The following is a 19228-nucleotide window of genomic DNA, read 5'->3' as shown; positions in this document are numbered from 1 at the left end:
AGGGCTGTGGCGCGGGTCCTCCGCGGGGCCGAACCGGTGTTGCGGTCGGGCGGAGCGGAGCGGGACCGTGCGTCTTCTTTCCAGGAAGCTACTACTTGAAAATCAGGAAAGTACATGCCAACATGGCAAACATGGATGCAGAACAAGCTCGACGTGAGCTCGACCAGGCCCGCCAGTCCTACGACGCCTCCGTGCAGCCACGGTTGCCCGGTTGGGCGCCTCCGGTCTGTGCCGTTCTTGTGGGTGGTGCAGTGGTGCTCGCCGGGCTGGGGCCCGCGAGCGGCTGGCTCAAGCTGGTCACTGTCGCAGCGGGTGTGCTTTGCGCGCTGGCCGCCGGTTGGCTGGTGCTGCGGGTCCGCGCCCGGCAGGGCGTCACCGGGCTGCGCGGGCCGGCGCGGGAGAAGTGGCGGACAGTCGGCGTGTGCGCGCTCGCCATCGTGGTCTCGGCCCTGGCCTCCGGGCCGGGCACCCGCTGGATCTACGCCGGTGTGGGCGTCGGCCTGGCCATCTATACCTGGGTCTCGCTGCGCAAACAGGTCCGCCGCGATGGATGAGCACGCCGAGCACGCCATGGACGACGCCTTCCGGACTGCCAACCGGCTCCGCATGTCCGCCTTCCTCTCGGGCTGCGACGAGGCGGAGTTCCGGGCGGTGCAGGAGTACTGCGGCCTCTCCGCGTCGAACCTCTCCAAGAACGTGGCCGCTCTTGAGGAACTCGGCTACCTCGCGGTCCGCAAGGGCCATGTGGGCAAGGTCCCGCGCACCTGGCTCTCCCTCACCGAGCAGGGCAGAACGGCCCTGGCCGACCATCTGACGGCCCTCCAGGAGATCGCCGCCACCGCCGCACGCCACGCATGACCCCGCAAACGCACGATCGGGGCACCCGAACCCCCTGGGAGAGGTGGTGTGCCCCGTGCGTACGCAGTTGCGCAGTTCAGCAGGAGATGTCGTAGGTCTTGGCCGAGGCGACGAACGACGCCACGGTCGCCGTGACGATCTCGATCGTGGCCGGCGCACTGTTCAGCGCGTCGCCCGAGAGTTCCTCGGCGTCGGTGTACGCGGCGTACCCGGCGATGAGCTTCTCGTTCATGGGACTGCATCCTCTCTGACCCGTATGGAGGGGCAGCGGCCTCGGCGAGGCCGCCGACCCCTTCCAGAACCTTCAGCAGGTGCGCGGCCGTACGGCCGCCGCACTCAGCACTTGATGTCGTAGGTCTCCGCGGAGGCGACGAACGACGCGACGGTCGCCGTGACGATCTCGATCGTGGCCGGGGCGTTGTCCAGGGCATCGGCCGACAGCTCGGCGGCGTCGGTGTAGGCGGCGTAACCGGCGATGAGCTTCTCGTTCATGACAGTGACCTCTCGATTGAAGACTTGGGAGCCGGCGACTTCCGCCTCCCTGTCCGACGAGAGAAATTTCGCAGGCGCACCGCACGCTGTCGAAGCTCCAACTATCGCGTAGTTTAGGCATGAACGGCTCTGACCTGCGGTAATCACCGAGATCGACAACGAGCCCCATAAGTTGGACGGTGCCGACAGGCTGCGGGCCGGCTGCGGTGGGAGCCGAAGAAGACAGCGGAAACGCCACGGTGCGGTCCCCCGGGAACATCTGGGGGACCGCACCGTGTGGGTAGCGCCGGCGAGCAGCCGGGACGGGGGAAGGACCCCGACTGCCGGACCGTCGCTCGAGAGGCCGGAGAGGCCTGGTTCAAACTGGGTTCAGCAGCCGATGTCGAAGGTGGCCGCCACGCTCGCGCCGGCCGAGGCCGCGGTGACGACCCAGCTGACGGACTCGACGGAGGCCAGGGTGTCGCCCAGGGTGCTCGCACCGAACTCGTCGGCGTCGGTGTAGGCGGCGTAACCGGCGATGAGCTTCTCGTTCATGACAGTGACCTCTCGATTGAAGACTTGGGAGCCGGCGACTTCCGCCTCCCTGTCCGACGAGAGAAATTTCGCAGGTGCGCCGCACGCTGTCGACGCCTCAAGTGCCCTCCTGTTTAGGCAGAAACAGCGCTGACCTGCGGTGATCATCTGGATCGGCAACGAGGGCCGTTGGTTGGAGGGGGGCATACCGGCAGGCGACCACCGACGTGCCGGCCTCGGTATCTGCTGAGACCGTCCGCTGCCGACGTCCTGCCCCGGGGCGGGCCGCACCGACAGGACCTGGCAGCGGCTGAGGCATCCTTACGGCACAGAGCCTTGGAGGGGGGCCACGATGCAGTTCACCGTGCTCGAGTACACCGAGCCGATGCCGGAACGACCCGGCGCCTATCTGGTGATCGACGGTTGGAACGACGGCGGGTTCATCACCACGTTCGAACTCAGCATCCGCTTGGCGGACGCGCGCGTCATCCGGATCGGGTACCTGCGGATCGCGCATGTCTCGATGCGGTCCGACGGGGTGCGGCGGACGGCGGACCTGCTTCCACGTGTGTTCACCGCCCTGGACCACGGGTTCTTCAGTCTGGCTCACGAGGACGACTACTACGAGAAGCTGCGGCAGTTCCCCGGTGAGGGCACCGGCTACGAGGTTCTCCGCGCCCTGAACGACGTCGTCTTCGACTCGGCTGCCCACAGAACTGCCCGGACCCTTGAGGTCTACAAGAAATCCCTGCTCCGCGGCCGATCTGAGCAGCAGCTCCAGGCAGCGAACCGCATCGCCACAGGACTGCGGGCCCGTGTAGTGCCCTTCAGCTGGAATTACACGCCTGAACAGGAAGGTCTGCTGCCTGCGCACCGATTCGAGTTCCAGGCGGAACCGGGCAGCAAGCCACCCACGAATCTGCATGCGTTGATCGGCCGTAACGGCGTCGGAAAGTCCACGCTGCTGCACCGCCTGGCCGAAGCGGCGACACAGGGGCGGATCGCCGTTCGCAGCCCGTCCGTCCATGAGGACAACAACTTCACCGGATGTGTTGTCGTCTCCTTCAGTCCTTTCGACAGGCCGTACGCTCCGGCGCCTGCCGGTATGTCGTTCCACTTCATCGGCCTGCGGCACGCCGACGGGGTGCGACTGAAAAGCGAGTCCGAATGGCGCAAGGAATTCGTGGACAGTTTTTCCACCGTCCGGATCGGGTCGAGAGGAATGCGCTGGCGTAAGGCCATCGACACGCTCAATTACAACGCGAGTGGCTTTCTCGACGAGCACATGCCGGTGATCGACGCCATGATCCGCGAAGCCAGCGACCGTAAGTTCGAAGAGCGGATGGGCAAGGTCTTCGACAGCCTGAGCTCCGGGCACGCTGTGGTGCTGCTGATGGTGACCCGCCTGATCGAGGTGGTCGGTGAGCGCACCCTGGTGCTGATCGACGAACCCGAGACGCATCTGCACCCTCCGTTGCTCGCGGCCCTGACCCGGACGCTGTCCGACCTGCTCAGCGATCGCAACGGCATGGCCGTGATCGCGACCCACTCCCCGGTCGTCCTGCAGGAAGTGCCGGCGTCCTGCGTGTGGACGCTGTCGCGCCACGGTGATGAACTCACGGCCCATCGCCCTACGACGGAGACGTACGGTGAGAGCGTCGGAGAGCTGACCTACGAGGCGTTCGGTCTGGAGGTCGACGCGACCGGATTCCACGCGGCGATCGCCCGGGAAGTGGCCAGGGGCGGCACGTACGAGGAAATCGCCGGAAGATTCACGGGCCTGGGCAGCGAAGCCCGCGCCCTCCTGCGCGCGATGACCTTCGAACGGGCGCGAGGAGCACGCTGATGCTGTGGCCACCCAAGCCCGAATTCACCGTCCGAGAGGTGCTGGACGCCTGCACCAAATGGCTGGAAACCCAGGACTGGGGTGCGGATCTCCGAGCCCGTCTTCCGGAACTCGTCGAATTCGAGGAGCGCTACCGGACGGCAGGAGAAGCCGGGACGCTCCTTGCTCTGCTCGTCTCGGAAGCTGATACGCAGAAGAACGACGCCGACAAGAAGCGCTTTCACGCCACCTACGAAACTGCCCTGGTGGACCGGGCGCCCGGCCGAAGGCTCTACGACGCTCTCATGGCCTCCGCTGTGCACGATTTGTGTCCGCTGTGCGGATACCAGGCCGTCGCTCAGCTCGACCACCACGCCCCGAAGGCCGGCCTCCCCCTGTGCGCGCTGACGCCGCTCAACCTGGTGCCCGCCTGCGGCCCCTGCAACCAGGGCAAGAGCAACAAACTGGCCACCGAAGCAGCCGAGGAGGCGTTCCACCCCTACTTCGACGATCTCGGAGAAGAGCGGTGGCTCTTCGCCTACGTCCACCGGGCCAACGGCGGCGTCACCGCCACCTACTTCGTCCGTGCCCCTGATTCCTGGCCCGGGACAAAGAGCCGGCGTCTGCATCACCACTTCGCGAGCCACAAGCTGGCAGAGCGGTATGCGAAGGCGACTTCGAGCAGGCTGTCGAACCGCCGGCGGCGGGACAGCCGGCTGCTGGTGTCCTCGGGACCCGAGGAGCTCCGGGCATCGATATCGGAGGAGGCCCTGAGCGCCGAGGAGGCACACCCCAACAGTTTCGAGACCGCGCTGCTCCACGGCCTCGCAGCGTGCGACTGGTACCTGAACGGCGGGATGGCAGTCGGCTGACCGAAGGCAGCCGGTGCTGAACTTCGAGTTGTGCGATCCGCCGATTCGCCGCGGCCGACAGGCCTGGGATGCCCTGTCGGCCCGCAAGGGCCGCTGGCCGCCGGAACACGTGGTGGCAGAAGCGGAACTCGGGCTGGTCTCTGGGCGAGCCTCAGCTGATCAGGCGTTCGGGTCCGCTTGGAGGATCTGCGCACTCCAGGTGTCCACCACGGCACTGCGCCGGTAGAAGACGTTCGGCTGCACCGGGGCGCACGTCACGAGAAGGATGTCTCCCTGACCGAGCACAAAGTTCTGCCGGGCCTGTGTGCAGCGACGTTTGCGATACCGCATGACCTCAAGGTGCAGTGGGTGCGGCCCTGGGGGCAAGGGGATGAATCGGACCTTTCTGATGCTGGTCCGATCGACGCTGCAGAGCGGCCGTCCGCTTTCGGTGACCGAGACCAGGCACCACTTGAGTGACATGCTGCGGGGCGGATCACGCAGGTCCACCTGCACCAGGAGCCCGGTCCTGCCCCCGCGGCGGGCCTTGTGGATCAGATAGCGAGAGCGCCATTTCAACCGGCCGTCGAAGTCGCTGTTCACCCGCACCGCAGTGTTCCTCACCCTGCCCCCTCTACCAGCCCCCCAGGTCCCCGGACGCCCCAGGCTGGCACGGACAGGCGAGGTCCAGAAGAGCCACAACCGGCAGAGCGAGAGGGTTGAAGCTTGCCGGAGATCAACGGTGACTGCGGTGTCGGCTGTCGGTCAGTCCGCCTCGTCGTCGGGCGGCAGGGGCTTCTCGGCGCTGTCTGCTGCAGGGTAAACCGGGCGGTAGCGCCCCATGCTCCCGAGAATCAGAAAGGCGCCCAGGGGGGACATCCCGTAGAGCACGGGGAAGTCCTTGCCGAACCTGGTGATGAGGAAGGCCAGGCCTGCAAGGGCCAAGACCAGGAAAGGACGCCTGATGACGTGTCGACCCGCGATTGCCAGCCGGCGCCGCCCTCCGCGCGCCTCGGTGAGGCGTGTCCAGTCTGACCAGCACTCGGTGCGGTCCCCCGATCCCCCGGGGAACCGCACCGAGTGTGCGTGTCAGCGCCCTATGCGGGGAGCGCTGGAGTGCCGGGCCGGCCGTTGCGTCGGTCGGCGGGACGGCTTCCCTTGTCGCCCGAGTCGGAACGGTCGGGCGGGAAGCAGCCGGCGGCTGCGGAGAGCGGATCGTCCGGCATCGGTTCGTGTGCCACGGTCTCGTCCACGGACATCACCCCCGGGGAGGCGCCCGGCCTCAGACCGCCGCCACGGCGTCGGCGCTCCGCAGCTGCTCCTCCGACGCCTGGTTCTCCACCGCCTGCTCCTCCGGAGCCTGTTCGGCGTCTGCCTGGGCCTGGGCCGCCTGCGCACGCTCGATCATGATGTCCCGCAGGCCTTCCATACCCATCGGGTCGAAGTCGACCAGGTCGGCGACCGCCCCGATGCCGGAGATCAGGGAGACGAAGCCCACCCGGGAGGACTCCGTGTACATCTGGGTGACCTCGCGGGCCCGCTCCATGTACTCCTCCTTGAGCCGGGAGGGGTCCATGAAGAAGCGCACGTAGAGGAGGACGTCCTTGAACAGCTGCCGGTAGACGGCCTCGAACCGGCCCAGCGCGTGCTGCTCCGCGTCCGGGTTCTTGAGCGCCGAGTCGAGGGCGCGCGCCGCCAGCCACGCGCCGGACGTCCCCAGCCAGATGCCGGAGGAGAACAGCGGGTCGATGAAGGCCGCCGAGTCGCCGACGGAGACCCACCCGGGGCCGTAGAAGGCGTCGCTGAGGTGGGACCAGTCGCGCGCGGTGCTCATCTCGGCCGGGGTGTCGTCGGGGTCCACCATCGCCTTGGCGAGGTTGCTGGCGGCCAGGCCGTCGAGGAAGACGTCCCGCTGGCTCTTCCCCTCCTTGAGGGCTTCCGTCAGCTTCTCCGCCGGCAGGACGTATCCCAGGCTGAGCTTGTCCTTCGACAGCGGGATGCCCCACATCCATCCCCCGCCGTCGATCGCCTCGACGAGGATGTCCTGCTCGTTCTCGATCGGCGTGTAGGTGTCGAAGTAGCTCCACACCGCGACGTTGCGCAGGTCCTCCTGCCACTGGGTCCTGGTCATCTTGCGGGCGACGGTGCGGGCCTGCCCCGAGGCGTCGACCACGTAGCGGCTGTTGACCTGGTGCTGCCTGCCACCGTGGGTGTAGACGACGCCGGTCACGGTGCCGGTGTCGGCGCCGATCACCTCGGTGACATGCGCTTCCTCCACGACCGTCGCGCCGAAGGACCGGGCGTTGTCGAGCATCAGCTCGTCGAACTCACTGCGGGTGACGTGCCAGGCGTGGCTGTAGACGCTGCTGGCGGAGGAGAAGTCGCTGCGCCACGGCTGCGGGTCCGACCCCCAGCGCAGGGAGATGCCGGACTTGTGCTGGAAGCGGCGGTCCAGCTCCTCGACCAGGCCGAGCTCGTTCAGCAGCGGCGTCATCCCGGTGACCAGCGACTCACCGATGTGATAGCGGGGGAACCGCTCCCGCTCGAGGATCAGTACCTGGTGGCCGGACTTGGCGAGGAGTCCGCCGATCGTCGATCCGGCGGGGCCGCCGCCGACCACAACCACGTCATAGCTCTGGGTGTCAGACATGCGATGAAGTCCCTTCTGAGGGAGTCAGGACGGCCGGAGGACGTCGGTGACGGGGGAGGAGAGGTTGCGGGCGGGTTCGGCGGGGTCGATTCCCGCGTCGAGGAACGCCGAGGCGATGGTGTCGGCGAGCGGCTCGTCCTCGTCGGCGGTCGCCGTGGCGTGACGGACGAGGGCTTCGGCGAACACCTGGGTCCGGTGCTGCCCGAAGCTCAACTCCTGTCGGGCACGGCGAGGGTCGTCCGGTTCGAAGGCGCAGCTGACGGACGGGGTGATGGCCCGGGTGAAGGGCGAGGTCCCCTCCGTGAGCAGTCCGGTCTCCTCCAGCATGGCCGCGCAGCCCCGGGCGACCCGCCACGAGGAGCGGGGCAGATAGATGACCAGGGCGTCCTGGCGGGGATACACCACGGGCGAGGAGGCGATCTTCGCCTGCCAGGGGACGCCGGCGTTCTCCAGGAAGGCGACCGTGGCGCGCCACACCTCGGGGGCGGCGTCCGGCGAGTCCATGTGCCCGTAGACCCGCAGCAGCGGCCCCCTGGTCGTGGGCGCGGGGCGGCTGGAGTTGGCGTAGAAGAAGCCCGAGGACAGGCCGGGCCGCGCGGCCGGCATCCTCACGGTGACCTGGTCACCGTCGCGAGAGATCACCCGGTCCCCGGGGACACGTACCCTCAGCCCGTCCAGGACCACGACCGTGTGGTCCTCGGCGGCGGTGTGGAAGCGCCCCACGGCGGTGGTGGCCAGGCCGCCGGTGGCCTCGTCGAGGGCAGCGTCCAGGGCGGCGTTGCGCAGGGAACGCGGCCTGGTGTCCAGCGGCTTCTCACGGCCGGAGTGCAGGGTGTCGTACAGGACGGCGGAGAGGCGACGCGTCAGGGCCTGCGGGGTGGCCGCTTCGTAGACCTCACCCGCGGTCTCCGCCTTGAGGCCTCCCGAGGCGACGGTGATCTGCTCGGTCAGCGCGACGATCCGATCGGCCAGGCCGAGGTTTCCGTGCAGCATGGTGTCAGGCCTCCAGACCCAGGGACGAGGTGAATTCAGCCGGGTTCAGCAGGACCGTGCGCCCGATGCCCGCCGCCGCCTTGGACACCGGAGACAGGCGCGTCGAGGAGCTCGCCGAGGCGAGCATGCGGTCCAGCATGTGCCAGCCGGCGTACGCGGCGGCCCGGACGGCGAGTCCCTCGTCCTGGCGGACGAAGGCCGGGGCGTGCTCGAGGTAGGCGGCGTAGAAGCGGCGGACCAGCGGGCTGCGCCGCTCGATCTCGCCCACCCCGGTGGCGATGATCTCCTCGTGCGTCGGGACGTGCCCGACGGGCGTCGACTCGCCCAGGGTGATCGGGATGTGCCGGGCGGCCTGGAACAGCCACTCACCCGCGAACGCGCCGATGTCGCGGGCGGGATCGCCGATGCGGGCCTCCTCGAAGTCCGTCAGGTGCAGCTCTCCCTCGGCCAGGAGGAACTGGTCCAGGCGCATGTCACCGTGGATGGGGCACCGGGACGGGACGGAGGCGTCGTCGCCCTGCCGGAGCCGGCGCACGGCGTCGGCGAGTTCCGCGTCCCCGTGCAGCAGCCGCCAGGTGGCCAGCTCCGCGGCCGTCGCCCCCGTGTAGAAGGAGAACGGCACCGCCTGGAGGTTCTCGGTGGGCGGCAGCGGGTGCGGAGAGGTGTCGAAGCCCGAGGGATCCAGCCCGTGCACCGCCGCCACGGCCTTGCCCGCCCTCTCGCACAGCGCCTCGTCGAAGGCGTCGTCCGCGACGAGTTCCGCCCCGCTCCTGCCGTTGGAGAGGCGGGCGAACACCAGCAGCCCGTTCTCCTCGTCGGACCCGAGCAGCTGAGGTGTCGTCACCCTGTCCGCGGCCGCGGAGCAGAATGCCGTGGTGCGAGACATCCGTATTCCGCTGTCCGGCCCGTTGAATCGTTTGACGAATACACCGGCGCCTGCGTCGGTCTCTCCACTCCAGTTGTCGTTGCGCCCCAGAGATGTCGTCACCGAATTCCGGTCGAACGATCCCACTCCGATTTGCGCGAGCAGCGCATCGACCTGCGGAACACTGTCAAGATCGACCGGCGCGAACCGGTGGGACCCGTATCGGGCACGGCTTTCTGTCTCCATGCCAGGGACATTAGGGAGACCCCGCTCCCGCCAGCAACTCCCAATTTTCGGGGTTGGTTGAAGATGCGGACGGCATGGGGCCTCTCCGCTGCGGGGACTCCCACCTGCGGGTCAACTAATGGTTGATGGGCCGGAGCCGGCGCGGTTCTAATCCTGGCTATGTCGGACGCCATCGCACACACGACACTCGACAACGGGCTGAGGGTCGTGGCGCAACGAGTCGAAGGAGCCTCCGGGGTCGGAGTCTCGGTGAACTACCGGGTCGGCTTCCGGACCGAAAAGCCTGCGCGCTCGGGATTCGCCCACCTCTTCGAGCACATGATGTTCCAGGGTTCGCGCAACACCGCCCCCGGGGAACACTTCGCGGCCGTCCAGGCCTGCGGGGGAGTCGTCAACGGAAACACCTTTCCCGACTCGACCGACTATTATCAGGTCGTTCCCGGAGAGGCGCTGCGGAAAGTCCTCCTGCTGGAAGCGGACCGCATGGGATTTCTGACGATATCCCCGGAACTCCTCGCCACCCAGCGCGACGTGGTCAAGGAGGAGATCCGTCTCCAGGTCACCGGGAAGCCGTACGGCGGCTTCCCCTGGACGGTCCTTCCCGGCGTGATGTTCGAACGGTGGGAGAACACCCACAACGGCTTCGGGGAACTGGCCGACCTCGACGCCGCGACCGCCGACGACTGCGTCGACTTCTTCCGGCTGTACTACGCCCCCGGCAACGCCGTCCTGGCCATATGCGGGGACTGCGACCCAGAGGACGCCCTCGCCGAAGCGCGCACCGCCTTCGCCGATGTCGCCGCGCGCCCGGTGCCGGCCCCGCCCGACCTCCACGAGCCACTGCCCACCGACGAGCGGCGGGCGACGTGCCACGACCCACTGGCCCCCCAGCCGGCCCTGGCGATGGGCGTCCGTCTCCCCGACGCCCGGTACGACATGCGCGGCTACGCGGCTCACATGGCCCTGTCCCACCTGCTCACCACCGGCAGCAACTCGAGGCTGCGCTCCGCGCTGGCCCCGCTCGGCGCGAAGGCGGACTCCGCCACGGGCTACTTCGGACCACTCAACGTCGTGCACCCCGACACCTTCGTCGTCGTCGCCCACCACCCGGCCGGCCAGGACGGCAAGACGGAGGAGATCGTCAGGACCCACATCGCCGACGTCGCCGAGGGCGCGGGCCGGGGAGCGGAGACCGCCCGCGCGGTGGCACGCACACGTACCGGTCTCTACCGGGACTTCGACTCACTCGCCTACCGCGCGCGGTTCCTGGCCCGTGGAGAGCTCCTCTTCGGCCAGGCCGACATCGGGGCGCGGCTCGCCCGGTACGCCGGAGACCTCACCGACGACGACGTCGCGGCGGCAGCGGCCAACGTGTCCGCTCCTGCGGGACGTGCGCTGCTCAACCTGCTGCCCGAGGAGACCACCCCATGACCGCGCCAGCCCCGGAACTCCTCACCACCGACGTCCCTTCCGGACTCACCCTCACCGCCACCCCGCTCGGCACGGTGCCGATGCTCCAGGCGCGACTGTCCATCAGCCTCCCCCTCCACACACCGGCAGACCTCGCCGTCTCCGACGTCCTGGCCGCCTGCTGGTCGCTGCACCCCGCCACCGCCCGGCTCGAACAGGTCGGCGGAATCGCCAGCGTCAACCGCAGGCGCAACTGGCTGATGGTGGGCCTGCACGCCACCACGGACCACCAGCAGCTCATGGCGGACACCCTCGCCGACCTCACCCGCGCCACCTTCACCGACGAGACCGTCGGCCGTGCCGTCGCCCTGGTGACCCAGCAGGCCGCCCTGGCGGCCTCCCAGCCCGCGGTCCACGCCACCCGTCGCATGTGGTCCCAGCACTACGGGCACCTCCCACCGGCCGTCGACCCGGCCCCCGACCCCCGGTTGACGTCCGGCGTCACGCGCGACGACGTCGCCGAGGCCTTCCAACGGTTCGTCACCCCGCACCACGCCCACCTCGCCCTCGTCGGCGACACCCGCGCCGAGGATTCCCTCGCCCGCTTCACGGCAGCACTGGCCCACTGGGAGCGGGGCACCGACGACGAGGCGCCGGGCCTCCGCCCCGACGCCCCGCTGCCCGAGATCACCAGCAGCCACCGCCCCGGCCAGGAACAGACACAGATCCGGCTGGTCGCACCCGCCGCGCCCCGCAGCAGCGTGGCGGACTTCGCAGCCCATCAGGCCGCCGTGACCGTGCTGGGCGGCAGCTTCTCCTCCCGGATCAACACCGTGCTTCGGGAACGGCACGGCCTGGCCTACCGGTGCCGGGCCACCACCGACTACGTCGACCAGGACTTCGTCGTCATCGAGACCGATGTGCACACCCGCCACGCAGAGCAGGCCATGCGCCTCCTCATGGAGCTGACCGACGAGTTCTCCGCCACGGGCCCCGACGAGGACGAGCTCAGGGCGGCCTGCGGATTCGTCTCCGGCGCCTACGCCATCAACACCGGTTCCCAGAGCGGCCGGGCCTCCCTGCTGACCGCGGCCATCACCCAGAACCTGCCCGCGAGCGCCCTCACCGACGTCCCACGCGCCCTCGCCCGGCTCACCGTCGCCGACGTCCGCGCGGCGGCGAGCCACTACCGGCCGGACCGCTTCAGCGGAGCCGTCTGCGGGGACGCCGGTGACTTCCCGGACCGGTGGCGCTGAGGACGCTCCCGCAGTCCCCGGCGGACGCCCGGCCGATCGCATCCAGTAGCAAGCACGAGCGAAGGAAGACCCCATGTCCACGATCAGCGTCATGTACCCGGCCATGCCCGCGGACATCGGCGACGTACTGCCCTACGCACGCGTCGCCGAGAACACGTCCGGCCGCCGACTCTGGCTCGGCCAGTCGTTCACCATCGAGACCCACACCATCTTCGCCGCCCTGACCGGCATGGGCATCGACGTCGGCTTCGGTACCGCCGTCACCCTGATACCGCTGCGCCATCCCCTGACCGCAGCCGTGAACGCGCGCTCCATCGCCGCCCTGTCCGGGCACACCTACATCAGCGGTCTCGGCCCCGGCGGCAAGGAACTGCAACGCCGGGTCAACGGCAGCCCCTACGAGAAGCCCATCACCGCCGCCCGCCACTACATCGGGATGATGCGCACGCTGCTCGACGGCGGTACGGCCACGGACGACGGTCTCTGGGAGACCGAGGGCGTCGAGATCGCGAAGTTCGACACGCCGCCGGTGGAGATCGGGCTGGGCGTGCTGCGCCTGCCCATGGCCCGGCTGGCCGGAGAGGCCGCCGACTGGGCCATCACCTGGCTCACCCCCCTCAGCTACCTCCGCGACAGCCTCATGCCCGCCATGGAAGAGGCCGCACAGGCCGCGGGCCGGACCACGCGCGCGCGGGTGGCCAGCGTCGTCCACTGTGCCCTGGCCAGGCCCGGCCGCGACCTCCGGCAGATCTCTCTGTCAGCCGTCGGGCCGCACCTGATCTCACCGCACTACACCGACATGCTCAACAAGGCCGGCGTGCCCGTCGACCGGTCCGATCCCGTCACCGGCGCGCAGCGCCTCATCGACCACAACGTGTTCGCGACCGGTACCGCCGACGAGATCGCGGAAACCATCGCCTCGTACCACGAGGCCGGCATCGACGACGTCATCGTCAACGTCTGCGGACTCCACATGCACGAAGGGCCGGGCGCCGCGATCCGCGACCTCACCGCCATCACCAGGGCCTTCGCCAAGCGCGGTACGCGATGACCTCACCCACGCCGTCCCCGGCCACCGCACCCGCCTTCCGCGCGAGACGGCTCCTCTACCTCACCACCGGCGGCATCCAGGCCATGCACCTGCCGAACTGGATGAGCTGGCTGCGCACCAATTACCCGGACACCGAGGTCCGCAGTGTCCTCACCCCGTCCGCCCGGCGCTTCGTGGGAACCACGGCGGTCGCCGCGGTGAGCGGCACGGGCCTGCCCACCATCGACGTATGGCCCGACGAGCCCGACCGTGCCCTGCACGTCGACCTCGCGACCTGGCCGGACGCGGTACTCGTCCACCCCGCCACCATGCACTTCATCGCCCGCCTGTCGCTGGGGCTGGCCGACACACCCGCGCTGCTGGCCCTGCAGTGCACCCGGGCCCCCGTCGTCATCTGCCCCTCGCTACCTCCGCACGGGCATCTGAACCCGGCGTACCGACGACACATCCTCGAGTTGTCCGAGCGCGAGAACGTCACTGTTCTCCCGCCCGTCAACGGAACCAGCGTGACCACCGGCGAAGGGGGCATAGGGAGCGCCGCCCTTCTGCCGCACGCGCTCAGTGCCCTGGAAGACCTGCGCGCCTGGACGGAGAGCGACACCCCATGACCGTACTCGGCGAGGAAGAGCAGATCGCGACCTACGGCACGGGACTGCAGACCACACGGCTGACCGCCGGCCCCGACGGAACCGTCCGCTGGCAGCACACACGCGGCCGCGACCACCCGGCCCCCTACCCGAGGATCCCCGCCGACTTCGTCGCGCGTGCGCGGGAAGCGTCGGACGACGTACTCCACTTCGCCACGCCCACCCACGCGGACGGGAACACCGCCACCTGGCACGCCGCCGGCCGACGCAGCGCCGCCCGCGTCCTGCTTGCCGACGACGACGCGTGCCACCAGCTCTCGCCCCTGCTCGGCCGCCTCGGCAGCCGGCTGAGGATCCTGCACACCCCCGGCCCCACGCCGGCCCACGCCGGCTACCCCCTGCCATCCGGCCTGACCAGACTCTGCCCCTGGCTCGAACACGGCGGCGGCACCCGGGCGGGCGCGGGCTTCCACTACCGGCTGCGCACCCAGCTCGGCGTCGGGCGCATGACCAAGCTGCGCGACTTCACCGACGCCCTGCTACGGCCGACCGGCCAGGACACCGTCCTGCACGGCTGGCTCACCCTCGGCAACATCGTCCCGCCGGACACCCCGGACACCGGCGCGCCCACGGTCGTCCTGTCCGGCATCGAGGCCGCCCATGCGCGCCCCGAAGCGGATCTGGCCAACCTCGTCGGCGAGATCGAGGAGTTCCGGCGCACCGCGGAACTGTCCGGTGCCCCGAACCCCCAGCTCCACGACCTGACGGCGGCCTTCCTGGACCACTACGGCCCCGGCTACGACCGCGCTGTCGTGGCCGCCGGCGCCGTGGTCCGCATCGCCACACACGCACACGACTTCGCCCACTACGTCGGATGGCACGCCAGCCTCCACACCTACATCCCGATGCTTGCCGACCTCCTCGACTGCGACGGGCTCACCTCGCTCCCTCAGACATGAACCACGGGTCCGCCCACCAGCCAGGAACCTCCGGACGCAGCAGACAGAAGGACGCCGCCGTGTCGCCGCAACCCGCCACCCCACCCCAGGAAAAGGTGCGCCTCGTGCTGGAACTGCTCCGCAAGCGCATCACCCTCTCCCAGGCCGCGCAGCAGGCCGGTGTCTCGTCCCAGGCCGTGGCCAACTGGCGTCGGCAGTTCATCTCCGCCGGGCACGACAGCCTGCAGCCCCACGCCCGCCACTCCAAGGGAACCGACCGCGAACGGCAGCTTCTCCACGAGATCGCCCTGCTGAAAGCCGCACTCGGCGAAGCCCATCTCGCCCTGCGCCAGCACCGTGGCGAATTCGCGCGCAGACCCGGACTGTCGGGCGGCTACCGCTCGGGGGCCCTCCGCAGTCCTCTGCTCTGACCCGCTCCGCGCGCCGACGCGCGCCTCGCACACGCAGCAATCCAGCCCCGGCACCGCCGCCCCGAAAGGTGTTCGTCATGAGACACCCGACCGACCAGCCCCAAAGTCCTCCGGCACCCGCGGACCAGCCCATCCGGCTCCTGCGGGAGCTCGGCACGACACCCTGGCCCCTGATCGCCGCCGTCGTGCTGGCCCTCGCCGCGACGGGTGCCTCGCTGTCCCTGCCCCTCCTGGCCAAGGACATCATCACCGGCTTCGCCGAGGACCAGTCGGTACGCACCCCCCTCATCTGGATGTGCGTCGCCGCAGTGACGGGCGCGGCCGCCATGGCCGCCGCCGGATTCCTCATCGCCCGGGCCGGCGAGGAGATGGTCTACCGGATCCGCAGCCGCGTCATGGCACACGTGCTGCGCCTGCCCCTGTCCACCGTCCGCGCGCAGGGCACCGGGTCCCTCACCGCCCGGATCACCTCGGACGCCCTCCAGCTCCGCCAGGTCGTCGACGTCGGCGCCCAGTTCCCGCTCGCGGCACTCACCGTGCTCTCCACCCTCGTCGTGATGACGTGGCTCGACTGGGTCCTCACCCTGGTGACCGTGACCTCCCTGCTCCTGGTCATCGCCGTCCTCAGCGGCACGTTGCGGCAGCTCAAGGCGAGCATCCTCAGCCAGCAGGCCGCCAACGGAAGAATCGCCCAGCGCTTCACCGCACACCTCGAAGCGCTCACCGCGATCAAGGCGAACCGCGCGGAACCGCTCGTGTCCCGATCGCTGGCCGACGACGCCGACGCCCTGCGCCGCGAATCCCTCACCAGTGCCCGGCTCCAGTCCGGAGTGCCGGCCGTGACGCAGCTCGGCAACCAGTTCGCGATGATCGCCGTGGTCCTCACCGGAGGCACCCGCATAGCCTCCGGGGACCTCAGCGCCGCCGCCTTCGCCGCCTTCCTCCTCTACCTGCTGCAGACCATCCCCTCGGCCACCACCCTCACCACCGCACTGGGCCGCCTGCAGGCGGGAACGGCGGCCCGGGACCGCTGCAACGAACTGCTCGCCCTGCCCACCGAGTCCGCCGAGTCCGCCGTCGGCGCTCCCCCCGCGGTGGACCCGAGCGCACCGGCCGTCGTCTTCCGTGACGTCTCGTTCACCCATCCCGGCGGCCGTGTCCCCGCCCTGGACGACCTCTGCTTCGACGTACCGGCCACCGGGCTCACCGCGCTCGTCGGCCCCTCCGGCGCCGGCAAGACCACCACCCTCACCCTCATGGACCGGTTCGTACGGCCCGGCAAGGGACGCATCTCCGTCCTCGGGCACGACCAGGACACCTGGCCCCTGGACGACCTCCGTCGGCACATCGCCTACGTCGACCAGAAGTTCACCCTCATCGAGGCCAGCGCCCGCGACAACCTGCAACTGGGGAAGGACACCCCCGCCACCGACGCGGAGATCGCACACGTACTCGACGTCCTCGACCTCACCGACGTCGTCGAAGCGCTGCCCAACGGCCTGGACACGGTGCTCGGCCGCGAGTCCGACCTCTCCGGAGGCCAGCGCCAGCGCATGGCACTGGCCCGCGCTCTCCTGTCCGACGCCGACATCGTGCTGCTCGACGAACCCACCAGCCAGCTCGACGGCATCAACGAGCAGCGGCTTCGCGTCGTACTGGACGAACTGGCCCGGCACCGCGCCGTCGTCGTGGTGGCCCACCGCCTGTCCACCGTCCACCACGCCCGGCACGTTGTCCTGATGGCCGACGGCACCGTACTGGCCTCCGGGGAGCACGACACGCTCATGCGGCGGTCGCCCCAGTACCGGGAACTGGTGGCCACGCAGACCCTCAAGGAAACGGTCGAGGCACCCGCGGCGGCGTAGCCCCGCGGCGTGCGGGGCGACACCCGCACGTGGCCGGACACGACTGAAGCCGCCGGCTCAAGTGGCCGACGGTCTCGTCCCCCTTGCTCGACGTCGCATCCGCACCATCACAGAGAGAAGGAACTCCTGATGTCCCGATCCATGCAGCGCACCTTCTACGCCGCACTCCTGTCCGTCGCATTCGTCATGGGCGCACCGCAGGCCTTCGCCGCCCCGGTCCCCTCGCAGCAGCAGGCCGCCTCTGCCGCCGCCGTGGCACCGCCCGCGGGCTACGTGCACGAGGACTCCTTCTACGGCACCGCGGCTGCCTGCCAGACGACGGGCAAGAACGGTGTGGCGGACGGCAGCTGGACCGCGTACGTGTGCATCCAGACCCTCCCCTTCACCCCGTTCCAGGACCTCTACGTGAAGAAGTGAGGCAGTGATGGGCCGCCCCCCGGCATGTCGTGAGTCCTCGCTACTGCCAGGGCGGCCCCGGAGTCACTCGGCCGAGGGTGAGGGAGACGGTCTGCTGCCCGGTCGGTCCTCACGGTTACCGGGTGGTCGCGGTCGTCTGCTCCGGCGCCGGCCCTCAGGGCCGCGGTGCCGGAGCGGAAAGCGGTGTCGCGCTCGATGCTGGTGAGGGCGATCGACCGAGGAACCGGCGCGCCGGGCATGCAAGCGACGGTCGTTTCGTAGCAGCCGACTGCTGTCGCGTTCTTCTGTACCTGCTCGACGGTGCCGCTGATGGGGCCTGGACAGTCATGACGTCGGACTCACCACACCCAGGACCGGCCTTGCCGGCGGTGCAGGTGCCTCCTCGCCATCGCCTGTCCCGGAAGCGAATCGAGTGCCGTCACGAGCGTCGCGGGTACGAGGAGGGCGGATGTCCCCTGTGGGGAAGTTGAGCGGCCAGAGGTACGTGTCCGGGTCCTTCAGGTGGTTGACCATGTGCGCGAGCGACTCGTAGCCGGCCAGTAGCGGGTGGATGAGCAGGACGCCCTGCTGCTGCCGCTCGCCGAGAATCCCCTTGTCCCGCAGTTGGCCGACAGCCCGGGAGACGGCGGACTGGGTGAGCCCGAGGCGCTCGGCGATGTCCTGCTGACGCATACGCACCAGACCGCCCGGTTCCTGGCGGGCGGTGAGTACGTCGAAGATGTCGCGGGCTGTCGGCGACAGGCAGGCGTTCGGCAGAAGCTCGAAGGTGTCCGGGTTGTGGAAGCCGGGGACAGAGCTCATCGCGGGGTCTTGATCCTCGCAGGCAGGGTGAATCCGGTGCTGCTGTCACGTCGACCCGACCGGAGCCCGTTGATCAACAGGCCCGTATAACATAGCAGAACTGCGATTTTATGCGGGAGGTTCATGCGTAGGCCGAATAATTCGAAGCGGGATCGATCTATGCAGATGTGCGCATGCATCTCGCCGCGATCAGGGTCGATCCATGCCGCCAAGTTGCATGTAACAGTCACGTTGTTCCTGGTCAACGCCTCGCCGCTATCTAGTCTTTAGAGGCTGGCCCCGGAGCCGTCACGACTGCTGCCGCAATCACAAGCGGCGGCAAGGCCGGGCCGGGTGGGGGCGAAGCACCACCAAGAGGGGCCCTGCGTCGGCTGAGGAGGCTTCGCCTGCGGCTCCGTCAGTTCTCCGCGGACCGTGGGCGGCACTAGCGGCACTGCGTCTCGGGTGGTGGCGGCCGTGACGTATCACGAGCGGAAAGGCGTGGTCGGTGTGAGTGGCGGGCTCCGCCGCACGGCCTGGCGGCCGCGCGGCTCGGGTACCTCCGCACGCGCTATTTCACAGTTCCCCTGTCGGAGCCTCCCTTCCCGTCTTGATGTCCCAGTACGGAATGAGCTGTGACCGGGTGCGAGATGCGTGGCAGGCCTGTCGTCGCGGGTCCTGCCACGTGGGTCCGGAGCGGGGGCATGCGCTGAGAAGCGGCGCTGGAGTGGGCTGTCCGCTGCTTTGCTGCGGCGGCGGTCAGGTCGTCCCTGTACTCCCGAAGTTGCCACGCTGCGCGTCGACGCCGCCCCCGCCCGTGCACCGAGGACTCCTCTCACGCTGCCAGCCACTCGATGGCGCTCAGGGCGTCCCTGCTGTACCGGCTCAGTGCAAGGCCCGCTGAGAGTACGAGAACCGCGTTTGGCGAGGCTTGGCAGCAGCTGCCGCCGGCCATGTTTTGGGAGGGGCCCGGCCGATCTGCTTCCTCGTACGGCAGGGTTCTCGGTGACCTTGCCAGGGACGAAGAGTGAGGCGTCTACGTGCTTCAACTCTGCCGGTCCGCCGGCTGTTGCCCCAGGTGCTGGGAGCTGCTCGATGGTGGCTGCGCGAACCCGATCGTCGAGGGCGGTGGTATGACCGTCAGGCATGTCCACTGATCAGAGGGCATGACAGGGAGGTTTATGCGCGTATGACTGAAAA

Annotated in this window: 21 protein-coding genes; 12 read left to right on the top strand and 9 right to left on the bottom strand. The window is 69.3% G+C overall.

Annotated features, from left to right (window positions below):
• The first annotated feature begins 131 nt into the window (after positions 1-131).
• Both ACZ607_RS33910 and ACZ607_RS33905 read left to right on the top strand, forming a co-directional pair.
• Positions 132-554 (top strand): hypothetical protein, encoded by a 423-nt coding sequence (locus tag ACZ607_RS33910; RefSeq protein ID WP_469741514.1) that lies wholly within the window; start codon positions 132-134, stop codon positions 552-554.
• Positions 547-858 carry a transcriptional regulator gene (locus ACZ607_RS33905; protein WP_469741512.1) on the top strand — a complete coding sequence of 104 codons (312 nt, stop codon included), beginning with the start codon at positions 547-549 and terminating at the stop codon, positions 856-858. The genes ACZ607_RS33910 and ACZ607_RS33905 overlap by 8 nt, the downstream gene beginning before the upstream one ends.
• A gap of 76 nt (positions 859-934) precedes the next feature.
• Here ACZ607_RS33905 and ACZ607_RS33900 read toward each other — a convergent pair whose 3' ends face one another.
• The 3 genes from ACZ607_RS33900 to ACZ607_RS33890 all read right to left on the bottom strand — a co-directional run bounded on the left by ACZ607_RS33900 (position 935) and on the right by ACZ607_RS33890 (position 1884).
• Positions 935-1090, bottom strand: a complete 156-nt coding sequence (locus tag ACZ607_RS33900; protein WP_469741510.1) for an LxmA leader domain family RiPP — start codon at positions 1088-1090, stop codon at positions 935-937.
• A gap of 104 nt (positions 1091-1194) precedes the next feature.
• Complete coding sequence (locus tag ACZ607_RS33895) at positions 1195-1350, bottom strand: LxmA leader domain family RiPP (protein WP_404088068.1); 156 nt, start codon at positions 1348-1350, stop codon at positions 1195-1197.
• Positions 1351-1719: 369 nt separating this feature from the next.
• A complete protein-coding gene (locus ACZ607_RS33890; RefSeq protein WP_469741508.1) occupies positions 1720-1884 on the bottom strand; it encodes an LxmA leader domain family RiPP in 165 nt (54 codons plus the stop codon).
• A gap of 331 nt (positions 1885-2215) precedes the next feature.
• On the opposite strand from ACZ607_RS33890, the gene ACZ607_RS33885 reads away from it, so the two are divergent.
• Complete coding sequence (locus ACZ607_RS33885; protein WP_469741505.1) at positions 2216-3709, top strand: AAA family ATPase; 1494 nt, start codon at positions 2216-2218, stop codon at positions 3707-3709.
• Positions 3709-4560, top strand: coding sequence for a hypothetical protein (locus ACZ607_RS33880; RefSeq protein ID WP_469741502.1), 852 nt, complete (start codon positions 3709-3711; stop codon positions 4558-4560). Before ACZ607_RS33885 ends, ACZ607_RS33880 begins: the two co-directional genes overlap by 1 nt.
• 159 nt (positions 4561-4719) lie before the next feature.
• Here the strand turns inward: ACZ607_RS33880 and ACZ607_RS33875 are convergent, their stop codons facing one another.
• From ACZ607_RS33875 to lxmK, 5 genes are all read right to left on the bottom strand, one after another.
• Positions 4720-5142 (bottom strand): hypothetical protein, encoded by a 423-nt coding sequence (locus tag ACZ607_RS33875; protein ID WP_469741500.1) that lies wholly within the window; start codon positions 5140-5142, stop codon positions 4720-4722.
• Between the two features lie 162 nt (positions 5143-5304).
• Positions 5305-5484 carry a hypothetical protein gene (locus ACZ607_RS33870; protein ID WP_469741498.1) on the bottom strand — a complete coding sequence of 60 codons (180 nt, stop codon included), beginning with the start codon at positions 5482-5484 and terminating at the stop codon, positions 5305-5307.
• Between the two features lie 337 nt (positions 5485-5821).
• Positions 5822-7189 (bottom strand): NAD(P)/FAD-dependent oxidoreductase, encoded by a 1368-nt coding sequence (locus ACZ607_RS33865; protein ID WP_469741496.1) that lies wholly within the window; start codon positions 7187-7189, stop codon positions 5822-5824.
• A gap of 24 nt (positions 7190-7213) precedes the next feature.
• Complete coding sequence (locus ACZ607_RS33860; protein WP_469741494.1) at positions 7214-8182, bottom strand: T3SS effector HopA1 family protein; 969 nt, start codon at positions 8180-8182, stop codon at positions 7214-7216.
• Positions 8183-8186: 4 nt separating this feature from the next.
• A complete protein-coding gene (gene lxmK / locus ACZ607_RS33855; RefSeq protein WP_469741493.1) occupies positions 8187-9293 on the bottom strand; it encodes a class V lanthionine synthetase subunit LxmK in 1107 nt (368 codons plus the stop codon).
• A 159-nt stretch (positions 9294-9452) separates the two neighbouring features.
• Here lxmK and ACZ607_RS33850 point away from each other — a divergent pair, with 159 nt between their 5' ends.
• From ACZ607_RS33850 to ACZ607_RS33815, 8 genes are all read left to right on the top strand, one after another.
• Positions 9453-10724: a M16 family metallopeptidase gene (locus ACZ607_RS33850; protein WP_469741490.1), complete on the top strand. Its 1272-nt coding sequence runs from the start codon at positions 9453-9455 to the stop codon at positions 10722-10724.
• A complete protein-coding gene (locus tag ACZ607_RS33845; RefSeq protein WP_469741487.1) occupies positions 10721-11959 on the top strand; it encodes a M16 family metallopeptidase in 1239 nt (412 codons plus the stop codon). Before ACZ607_RS33850 ends, ACZ607_RS33845 begins: the two co-directional genes overlap by 4 nt.
• Before the next feature lie 73 nt (positions 11960-12032).
• Entirely contained in the window at positions 12033-13010 is a 978-nt protein-coding gene (locus ACZ607_RS33840) for an LLM class flavin-dependent oxidoreductase (RefSeq protein WP_469741485.1), read from the top strand.
• The gene (locus ACZ607_RS33835) at positions 13007-13618 is read left to right on the top strand and encodes a flavoprotein (protein ID WP_469741483.1); all 612 of its coding nucleotides are present in this window, start codon (positions 13007-13009) and stop codon (positions 13616-13618) included. Before ACZ607_RS33840 ends, ACZ607_RS33835 begins: the two co-directional genes overlap by 4 nt.
• On the top strand, positions 13615-14556 hold the full coding sequence (locus tag ACZ607_RS33830; RefSeq protein WP_469741481.1) for a hypothetical protein: 942 nt from the start codon (positions 13615-13617) through the stop codon (positions 14554-14556). Before ACZ607_RS33835 ends, ACZ607_RS33830 begins: the two co-directional genes overlap by 4 nt.
• A 59-nt stretch (positions 14557-14615) precedes the next feature.
• Positions 14616-14966 carry a transposase gene (locus tag ACZ607_RS33825; protein WP_469741478.1) on the top strand — a complete coding sequence of 117 codons (351 nt, stop codon included), beginning with the start codon at positions 14616-14618 and terminating at the stop codon, positions 14964-14966.
• Positions 14967-15043: 77 nt separating this feature from the next.
• The gene (locus ACZ607_RS33820; protein WP_469741477.1) at positions 15044-16831 is read left to right on the top strand and encodes an ABC transporter ATP-binding protein; all 1788 of its coding nucleotides are present in this window, start codon (positions 15044-15046) and stop codon (positions 16829-16831) included.
• Positions 16832-16960: 129 nt separating this feature from the next.
• Positions 16961-17248, top strand: a complete 288-nt coding sequence (locus ACZ607_RS33815) for a hypothetical protein (protein ID WP_469741476.1) — start codon at positions 16961-16963, stop codon at positions 17246-17248.
• A 324-nt stretch (positions 17249-17572) separates the two neighbouring features.
• Here ACZ607_RS33815 and ACZ607_RS33810 read toward each other — a convergent pair whose 3' ends face one another.
• Positions 17573-18049: a helix-turn-helix transcriptional regulator gene (locus ACZ607_RS33810; protein ID WP_469741474.1), complete on the bottom strand. Its 477-nt coding sequence runs from the start codon at positions 18047-18049 to the stop codon at positions 17573-17575.
• Positions 18050-19228: the final 1179 nt, after the last annotated feature.

The sequence above is a fragment of the Streptomyces sp. NPDC104381 genome (assembly GCF_055583745.1).
The sequence above is the reverse complement of the archived record's forward strand: the minus strand, read 5'-3'. Positions and strand labels throughout refer to the sequence as shown.